Origin of the sequence: Pseudanabaena sp. 'Roaring Creek', assembly GCF_001402795.1 — a bacterium.
Lineage (GTDB): Bacteria > Cyanobacteriota > Cyanobacteriia > Pseudanabaenales > Pseudanabaenaceae > Pseudanabaena.
Map to the genome: position 1 here is coordinate 1 of NZ_LIRE01000347.1, position 8,807 is coordinate 8,807.

Genomic DNA, 8,807 nt, shown 5'->3' on the forward strand with positions numbered 1-8,807 from the left:
TATAGTTGTTTTAAATAACTTGTAGACGGGCTTCGACTTCGCTCAGCCCTCGGTGTAAGCTAGCTGAGCGAAGTCGAAGCTGTAGTTTTTATTTGAATTATCTATAAACCGAAGGGTTTTCAAGTTAAGAAATGGCATAGCTATCTCTTAACTTGGTATAACGTCATTTCGGGTTAAGCTGATAAATTTTATAGCTGTCACCAAATGCACTCAGTCAAGTGACTACTGACAATCTCTGGATTGATGAGTAAGACAAACTTGCCATTCTGTCGCTGGATTGGTCTTATTGATTTACTTTAACATAATCTGAATATGGCGATTACTACAGCCTTTAGGATACGAAATAGCTAGCAATCGCACTACAAAATTGGCGATCGCGCTCATCCTAAATCTTCTAGATCCTCAGAATGGGATAGACATTATTTGATTAATCCATTCTTCAGCAGTAGAGGCTTCCCCAATGAGGATGATTGCATCAATTGCTTCACTAACTGGCAATTTCTGGGAGAGAATCAAATGAGAGTAATGGAAAGTCTTGGGCTATGCTTTCAGGTGATTTACCATTCAAAGAAGCATAAACAACGGAATCAAGAGAAATACGGGTTCCTTCGATCCAGTATCCTCGATCGCGTTGCTCAATATATCGTTTTGCTAAGGTTGGTGCTGCGGTCATAAAGTTTTTGGTTACTCTTTATGTAACTATTTTAAGCGATCGCTTGTACGTCTAGTAGTTAAGAAGAGAAGTCATTGAAGCCAAGCTCAATAGATACAGCCTTCGCAATTTCTTTCCAATAGATATCTTCTAAAACACCCTGTTTATTCTTGATTCTTCGAGCATCTACAGCCCTCATTTGACTCAAATTAATATGGCGATCGCCACTTAGTCCATTCTGGGCGGTCGGTGCAACATTCACAACGAATGGATAAGTTTTTTTATTAGGCAGTAATGGCGCGACTATGGTGGTTAATCCATTTTGATTGCCAATGTCATTTTGCAAAATTAAGCAAGGACGTTCTTTGCCAGTCTCACTACCGACAATTGGGTTCAGATCGACCCACCATATTTCTCCTCGCTTATAGGTTAAGGTTCCATTAGGCATTTAAACCATCTTTCACTGTAACGTCCCAAACAGAAATCTCTTCTTGAAAGATTGGATCGTTTGCTTGTTCTTTATAAGCATTTTCCAGTTCTTTCATAAAAATCCTCTGCTTCTCTTTCCAGAGAATGTCGTTGATAAAACTGCTGCGATTGCTTGCTAAGCGATCTACAAAGTTGAGGATTTCATCATCTAAGGTGATGCTGACTTTTTTACTCATTGCTTAATTTGCCTACGATAGTTTAGTAGGATTGTATTGTCATACTACTTAATCCTATAGCAATTGTCAACGCATGAACATAACCCAGCAAAGCGGCGATCGCATTACAAAATAGGCGATCGCACACATCCTAAATCTTCTAGATCTTCAGAATGGGATTGACATTATTTGATTAACCCATTCTGAAGCAGTAGAGGCTTCCCAAATGAGGATGATTGCATCAATTGCTTCACTAACTGGCAATTTCTGGGAGAGAATCAAAACTCCCGAACTGTTTTTTGTAAGTATGAATTTGCCAAATTCAGCAGGCATCGTTTTATGATCGTGGGTGACAAGTACTCTCCCATCATGTGCTGCTATTGCTAATACTTCTGGGTCTTTCTTGCCTTCCAGCCTTGCTGTATAAGCTGATTGAAAACTCAGATTGGGTTGTCTGCGTAACGCACCAGTAACAATTGCTTGATTAAGGTCAGCATCTGCTTGAAATTGAACTGCCATCATGATTTGATTAGCTTCTGGGTTTGAGCAGTTGTTAACTTCTGATATAGGAGTGGATTCTTTTGTCTACAGGACTTTTGCAATTTCTCAAATTCTTCTTCACCTTCCTTGAGATATGCGTCAATTAACTCTTGGCTGCCAAGATAAAAGGTAATAGCTCCATAAACCTGTTCTAATGAGAGTAATGGAAAGTCTTGGGCAATGCTTTCAGGTGATTTACCATTCAAAAAGGCATAAACAACAGAATCAAGAGAAATACGGGTTCCTTCGATCCAGTATCCTCGATCGCGTTGCTCGATATATCGTTTTGCTAAGGTTGGTGCTGCGGTCATAAAGTTGTTGGCTATTCTTTATGTAACTATATTAAGCGATCGCTTCGCCCCATCATCAGCCAAGTAATTACGATTTTTTTCAACGCACCTTACAAATTGGCGATCACACTACAAGATCAGCGATCGCATTACAAAATTGGCGATCGCACTCAAGAAACTTGCAATAAATAATCAATTCCGTAGCGTGTGTTAACGGAGCGTAACGTACAAATATTTTGCATTCAATAAGGTGCATTACATTTCATGAATGCACCTACAAGATCGGCGATCTCTGAAACTCATAATTTATGTGCCAAATGCCATTTCAAATAACGATTAATATCTTTAATTGCATCCTCTATCCGCCAACGAAATTCAGTTTGGCTACGAAGTTCGCGAAGAAGGATTGGCTTTACAAGATGCTTTTCTAGACGTTGTTTTGTCCGCGCAATATATGCAAGTCCCAAACAGGCATTAGCTCGAACTTTATCACTTGGATGCTCAGCTAGAAGCAAACATAGATCCTGTGCATATTTCCAGTCTGGAAAATTTTCACCTACTGCTAGTGATAAGACTAGAATCTCTTCCATAGTTCCAGAATTTAATAATTTCTCGATTTCCTCTTTTCTACTAAAGGTAGGAAGAGGCTGATATATACATGGTCGTTCTGATTCTGAACTACTCATCAGCGTAATAAATTGAATGCAAAAACTACTTGAATGTGGCTATCCAAAAGTATAGCAGTACAAGATTCTCAATCACCTGACGCAGATAATCTCTGTTGCCAGCCTATCATGTTTAAAAGTTCTGGAGCATTTCAATTATTAGCACAATTGGCTATTTGGCGAGTAAAGAGGTACGTTACATTCCATTAATACACCCTATAAGATCAGCGATCGCACTAACAAACCAGTATGGTTGATAAAAAAGTATCAGATTTCGTCAGAATTGATGCCAAGCGATCGCAAATATGCGGCAAGTTTTTCTTTCTCCTGATGCTCCTGCTGCGAAATTAACTTTACTTGCTCAGCGATCTATTCAGAAATATCACCAAAGCGATCGCGATACTTTTGTAATAATGCCTCAGCCTCAAGTCTCGCCTGACGCTCTAGGTTCGCACGTTCTTGAGCAGTGAGATATCTCTTGCCTGAGCGATCGTACCAATAGACCCATTCGCGTTGCCAACCATCGTAAATATCCTGCTCACAACCAATTCCCAAACCAATCTCAGGAAGCCATACCATCCTCCCACCCTCTGCTAAAAGCGCCACCGCAGGCAAAAGTTGATATTTCCCATCGACTAACTTGTACACCTCTAGAGATTGATGATCCTTATACAGTCGGCGACCAGACGTGGAATTGTACACCACATAATAGAGAATTCCTACCTCTGCATACTTGGCTAACTTCGTGTCGTATTCCCCATTGTATTTTTTAGAAACAACTTCCAAAGCCAGAATTGGCATTACTTTTTCCTGCCAAACCACATAGCTCAAGCGTCCACCTTCACTAGTTTGCTTCGGTACACCCAAAGCGAGAAACCCATCGGGAACGATTGCCTTAGACTTGGCTGGCTCCTCAATGTTTGGCTCGTAATAAACCCCCATATCCACACCCCAAAACCAATCAGAGCGATCGCTCCAAATCTCTCGCAATAGGTTTAATAGAATGTTGGGAATGTCATTTTGGAGTTCATTATCCACAGGCGTTTCATCGGAATCGGGTAGGTCTTCCGCAGTTGGCAAACGGTATTGAGAAGGTACAGTAACCATAGTTTTTTGTACTTTACGTTGCAAATCTCAGTCTAACTGATAAGCCGTAACGATTCTATCATTCGCAGGATTATAGACAGCCATCACACTATTATGGTTTTTAACTGATCAAACGGAGTATGCCACGAAAAATAATTGGGAAGTACAAACCCGAATCCAACAAACGTAGGAACCACAAAAGGATAGTAAAAAGGCTCATCATCACACCTCAGTACCACCGAACTGAATTACAAAATTCCCACACCAAAAATACATCCCAACCATTTGGATATCTAAGCTATAGGTTAGCGATCGCAGTTTATCCGACACATTCATAACAAGTATTTGGGGTTATTAATCTAAACATTAGCATTCCAAAACAAAAAGATACAAAAAGATATTTTTATTTACATATATAATAATTTTTTAAAGATGCCACCAGCAAAATCATCACACCCAACTTAAAACTTGCCATGTCTCTAAGTACTCAAAATGAAAGCGCACCCCATCATGTTGTTATTATTGGCGGCGGTTTTGGGGGACTATATGCCGCCCAAAAACTAGGCAAATCAAAGGTTCCCCTCAAAGTCACCCTCATCGACAAACGGAACTTTCACCTCTTCCAGCCCCTACTTTACCAAGTCGCCACAGGCAGCCTCTCCCCCGCCGATATCGCCTCACCATTGCGGGCAGTCCTCGCCGAAAACAAAAATACCAGCGTCGTCATGGGCGAAGTGCTAGATATCGATCCCCAAGCGCAGGTAGTTAAGTTAAAAAATCACATAGACATAAACTATGACTCGCTGATCGTGGCAACAGGAGTCAGTCACCATTACTTTGGTAACGATCAATGGTCAGAGCAAGCCCCAGGATTAAAAACCATTGAAGATGCGATTAATATGCGTCGCCGCATCCTGAGCGCCTTTGAAGCTGCCGAAAAGACCCACGATCCTAAGTTTAAGGAAGCATTGATGAACTTCGTGGTTATCGGTGGCGGGCCAACGGGTGTAGAACTCGCAGGAACCTTAGCGGAACTTGCCCATCGCACTCTTAGCGGTGAATTTACGAATATCGATACTAAGAAAGCGCGAATCATCTTGATAGAAGGAACCGATCGCGTATTGCCCCCATACCATGCCGATCTCTCGGCAACCGCAAAGGAATCCCTGATAAAGTTGGGAGTGGAAGTTAAGACTAGTGCGATGGTGACGAATATTGAAGATCATATCGTTACCTTCAAATGTGGCGAACAAATCGAGCAGATCCAAGCGCAAACGATTCTCTGGGCGGCAGGGGTCAAGGCTTCACCGATGGGTAAAGTATTAGGCGATCGCCTCAATGCGGAACTAGATCGCGTTGGTCGTGTGGTTGTCCAGCCCGATCTATCGATCGCTAATTTTCCCAATGTCTATGTGATTGGTGATTTGGCAAACTATCCCCACCAAGGCGATCGCCCACTTCCGGGAGTTGCACCTGTGGCGATGCAGCAGGGTGAATATGTCGCGCATCATATTGAGGCGAAAGTGCAAGAAAAGGAACCCGCAAAATTCAAGTATTGGGATTTTGGCAGTCTTGCTGTAATCGGTCGCCATGAAGCGGTCGTGGACTTCAAGTTCTTGCGTCTGAAGGGTTGGCTAGCATGGTTTATCTGGACATTTGTCCATGTTTACTATCTGATTGAATTTGATAATAAGCTGATCGTGATGATTCAATGGGGATGGAACTATTTTACCCATCGCCGTGGCGCGAGGATTATCACAGGTAAATATTTGCAGGTATTAGAAGAAATGGAAGGAATTCGTGCGGGTGGGCTTGCGCTCGAAACAAGGGAGCCAGCCGAGGTTGCCTAATAAAAAAGGAGTCGCGAAGCGACTCCTTTTTTATTAGACTTCACCCATTGCTACCATTTGGATCGTACGGGGCATGGCGGGATCGAAACCGCCCATATCCCAAGAATTAGGATCTTTGGGATCGACTAGCGAGAGCTTGTAGGGAGCCAAGGTCACATAGATTGCCTTCGCATTAGCGTTCACCTTGCGGCGATATTCTGCCAAGGCTTCACTAGGATGACGACGACCTGCCCAAGATTCAGAATCAGTCCAGAAGCAGAACACATCCGCATAGAACTTATTCTTAATTGCCCAATCGTACGCCACCGATGCATCCGTACCACCGAAGTTTTGGTTCGAGGCCTTTTGCATTGCCGATGTGAAGGAATCCTTTTTGGTGATTCCCAAATCGCGGAAGTCGGTGGCAAATCCACGGATCGCGTAGTTGGTTTCTGCCTTCACCGTTGCCAAAGCCATCGTTGCCGCAATTTCGCAGCAGGTCAAGCCGATGGAACTTACGGTGTAGTAAGACATCGAACCCGACACATCGATCGCATGGAGGAAAGTCGCACCCGTAGGCGCGATCGCATCGAAGGACATTTCCAGAGCAGTTTCCAAAATATCAACAATGCGAGGAATTGGTTGCCAAGTCTTTTGGCTGCGTCCGAGCGCACCACCCGACTGATAGGTCTTGAGAGCTTTCAAAACATCAATGGGGTGAATGCGTCCCTTTTTCAGGCGATCGCGATTGTTCAACACATTGGTGACATGCTTCAAGTTATCCTTATTTTTCGCAGTCAAGACACCGAGTTCCGTCAAGGAGCCAAGGTTCCGCAACAATGCACCGATGGGCATTTCGTTAAAGAGCAACTGCCATGCACGCACATCCATCTGTCCGATGGGAGCCGCCATTTCATGGGTGAGTTTACCCTTAGCGATCGCTTCATGGGTCTTGTCAGGGTGACGCTTCAGCCATTCATACCACCAGATTTGCGCCAGCGCATCCGATGGAATCTGCGAAGGAAGTTCGTCCCAACCCTTGACCACCCATTGATAGAGCGCTTGTTGATCGTCGGTTTCAGGCTTAACGTGAAACAAACGTAACGCATCACGGTGCGAGAAGCCTTGCCGTTGTTGGTACTTCAACAATTGATAGGCAAGCGCCTTGGTGTCGGGATTGGAGAGCCATGCCTTACCGCTTTCACGAATGACTTTACCGAAGCCACGCATGGACTTGGTGTAGTTCATCCATTCATAGAAGTGGCTACCCGTGCGGACAACTTGCGGAAAGATTTCCACGAAGTTCCGCTTCGCCGCTTGGCTGTCACCCATCGATAGCAAGACTAGAGCCAGAATAGGAGCGCTGTTATTCACCGCCCGACCATCGCTAGCATAGAGAATTTCGCTCTTCACGCGATCGGCATCTTCAGCGACGCATTTCTGCACCGTATTGATGAAATCGGCAGACAATTCGTGCTTGCCAGCGTAGTAAGTGCTTTGAGCCGTACCAATCAGCAAGCAACGACGCAACATGCGCCAGATACCCGCATCAAAGGCAAAGCCCCCCGATCGCCCTTGGAGCATTTCAGATTCACGACCTGCGATCGCTTGAGTCTGAGGAGTACCTTTGGGTTTCTGGAATAAAAATTTATAAGACATGACATTCTCCGTCCCGTCAGGGGAAAAATTAAAGAGAACTTCCTTCGCCTCGACCAAAGAGAAGGAATCGGCAGGGTAGGGCTCGAACCTACAAGACCAATGGTCACCCGACCTTAGATAACCCTCTACAGTTCAGCCTTTGCAGACAAGTAATCCTATAAAGGTTATTTTTCAAGCGCGTTTACCAATTTCGCCACCTGCCGAGAATTTGAACATCTAAAAGCCAATTGCTAACAGCTAAAAGCTAATCGCTAATTGCTAAAAGCCAACAACTAAAAACTTTTAGAGGGGGTGGAATGGGACTCGAACCCACATCTCGCGACAAAGGGGTGAGTCGTTGGAAGCGATAACCCTGAGTCTGCGTCCCTTACGGGCAAAAGTGCGTTCTACCAGTTGAACTATCCACCCCAAGATTGGGGGTAGAACTAAAGAAGTAGCGATTTTGAGTAATGAAGTGTCACACTATGCGCAACACTTCATTAATTCTTTAGGACTACCGATTTGGAATTTCGATTTTTTGCTTTGTTAAGGAAAGATGGCAACCAGCAGGCAAAACCTCTAGTTTAGGAAGGGATTTTGGGATTTGAACCCAATCACCTCATGGAGGTGATGTAACCAATAGCGATAACCCTCGCCAATTCGTCCCTTGAATTAATGTGTGGTGCTTCGCACCACACATTTTTATCTTGGGCAAAGAGAAGTTTCGATTGCGATCGCATAACTATCTCTCCAACACATTACTCAAAATCAAACTCCCAATTGACGGAGAGGGAATCGAACCCCCGACCCTTGGCATCTAAAGCGATAACCCTAAATCTGCGACCTTTGCAGGTAAGTGACGACAAAGGATGTTTTCAATGCTCTACCACTGAGCTACCCGTCAATATATCAAATCTAAATTTTGCCTACGGCAAAATTCAAAATGAGAGTTTTATCAAATTTGAATTTTGCTGTAGGCAGAATCCAAAATGAGAGTTTTATCGAATTTGAATTTTGCCGTAGGCAAAATTCAAAATAAGAGTTTTGATTTAGTGATAGATGCTACCTGCGAACAAGTAGCACCTATCTGGGGCAATAACCCTGAATGCTTCAGCCCAGATAGGCAAGTAAGTGCATAAAGGACTTTTCAGCAGTTTGCGAGGCTGCATCTCCTTTTCTAATAGCGATTACAAATACTGGAGTACTTGTAATCGCTATTAGACTAGGCGTTCTACGCGCTTGAACTACGCTGCACTACATTTATACTACACGTACTACAAGAATGCAATAGCGATCGCAAATTTAGTTTTTTATAGCTATAGCTGCCGCCAACTGTATCAAAACAAAACTGGCGGCAGCTATATATAGCTACAGCCAATGAGGACAAATCAAACCCCAAGAATTGACTGGCGGCGCTTCGCGCCGCCAGTCAATTCTTGGGGTTTATGTCCTAATACACTTGG

Annotated in this window: 8 protein-coding genes, 3 tRNA genes and 1 pseudogene; 1 reads left to right on the top strand and 11 read right to left on the bottom strand. The window is 43.8% G+C overall.

Annotation, left to right across the window (positions count from 1 at the left end; genetic code table 11):
- Positions 1 to 511: 511 nt before the first annotated feature.
- The 7 genes and pseudogenes from AC805_RS25595 to AC805_RS11805 form a co-directional block, all read right to left on the bottom strand.
- Positions 512 to 673: pseudogene (locus AC805_RS25595) on the bottom strand (DUF433 domain-containing protein); the annotation flags it as partial.
- A 58-nt stretch (positions 674 to 731) separates the two neighbouring features.
- Positions 732 to 1,100 (bottom strand): type II toxin-antitoxin system PemK/MazF family toxin, encoded by a 369-nt coding sequence (locus AC805_RS11780; RefSeq protein ID WP_055075623.1) that lies wholly within the window; start codon positions 1,098 to 1,100, stop codon positions 732 to 734.
- Positions 1,093 to 1,317 carry a hypothetical protein gene (locus AC805_RS11785; protein ID WP_055075624.1) on the bottom strand — a complete coding sequence of 75 codons (225 nt, stop codon included), beginning with the start codon at positions 1,315 to 1,317 and terminating at the stop codon, positions 1,093 to 1,095. Before AC805_RS11785 ends, AC805_RS11780 begins: the two co-directional genes overlap by 8 nt.
- 147 nt (positions 1,318 to 1,464) lie before the next feature.
- On the bottom strand, positions 1,465 to 1,818 hold the full coding sequence (locus AC805_RS11790; RefSeq protein WP_055075625.1) for a DUF5615 family PIN-like protein: 354 nt from the start codon (positions 1,816 to 1,818) through the stop codon (positions 1,465 to 1,467).
- On the bottom strand, positions 1,815 to 2,147 hold the full coding sequence (locus tag AC805_RS11795; protein WP_055075626.1) for a DUF433 domain-containing protein: 333 nt from the start codon (positions 2,145 to 2,147) through the stop codon (positions 1,815 to 1,817). The genes AC805_RS11790 and AC805_RS11795 overlap by 4 nt, the downstream gene beginning before the upstream one ends.
- 278 nt (positions 2,148 to 2,425) lie before the next feature.
- Positions 2,426 to 2,812 (bottom strand): hypothetical protein, encoded by a 387-nt coding sequence (locus AC805_RS11800; RefSeq protein ID WP_055075627.1) that lies wholly within the window; start codon positions 2,810 to 2,812, stop codon positions 2,426 to 2,428.
- Positions 2,813 to 3,160: 348 nt separating this feature from the next.
- The gene (locus AC805_RS11805) at positions 3,161 to 3,898 is read right to left on the bottom strand and encodes a Uma2 family endonuclease (RefSeq protein WP_082429476.1); all 738 of its coding nucleotides are present in this window, start codon (positions 3,896 to 3,898) and stop codon (positions 3,161 to 3,163) included.
- A gap of 452 nt (positions 3,899 to 4,350) precedes the next feature.
- On the opposite strand from AC805_RS11805, the gene AC805_RS11810 reads away from it, so the two are divergent.
- Positions 4,351 to 5,727, top strand: a complete 1,377-nt coding sequence (locus AC805_RS11810) for an NAD(P)/FAD-dependent oxidoreductase (RefSeq protein ID WP_055075628.1) — start codon at positions 4,351 to 4,353, stop codon at positions 5,725 to 5,727.
- Positions 5,728 to 5,760: 33 nt separating this feature from the next.
- On the opposite strand, the gene AC805_RS11815 is transcribed toward AC805_RS11810, so the two are convergent.
- From AC805_RS11815 to AC805_RS25610, 4 genes are all read right to left on the bottom strand, one after another.
- Positions 5,761 to 7,365, bottom strand: a complete 1,605-nt coding sequence (locus AC805_RS11815; protein WP_055075629.1) for a TROVE domain-containing protein — start codon at positions 7,363 to 7,365, stop codon at positions 5,761 to 5,763.
- 67 nt (positions 7,366 to 7,432) lie between these two features.
- A tRNA-OTHER gene (locus tag AC805_RS25600) sits at positions 7,433 to 7,568 on the bottom strand.
- Between the two features lie 85 nt (positions 7,569 to 7,653).
- Positions 7,654 to 7,773 (bottom strand) — tRNA-OTHER (locus AC805_RS25605).
- A 351-nt stretch (positions 7,774 to 8,124) separates the two neighbouring features.
- A tRNA-OTHER gene (locus AC805_RS25610) sits at positions 8,125 to 8,248 on the bottom strand.
- Positions 8,249 to 8,807 lie beyond the last annotated feature (559 nt).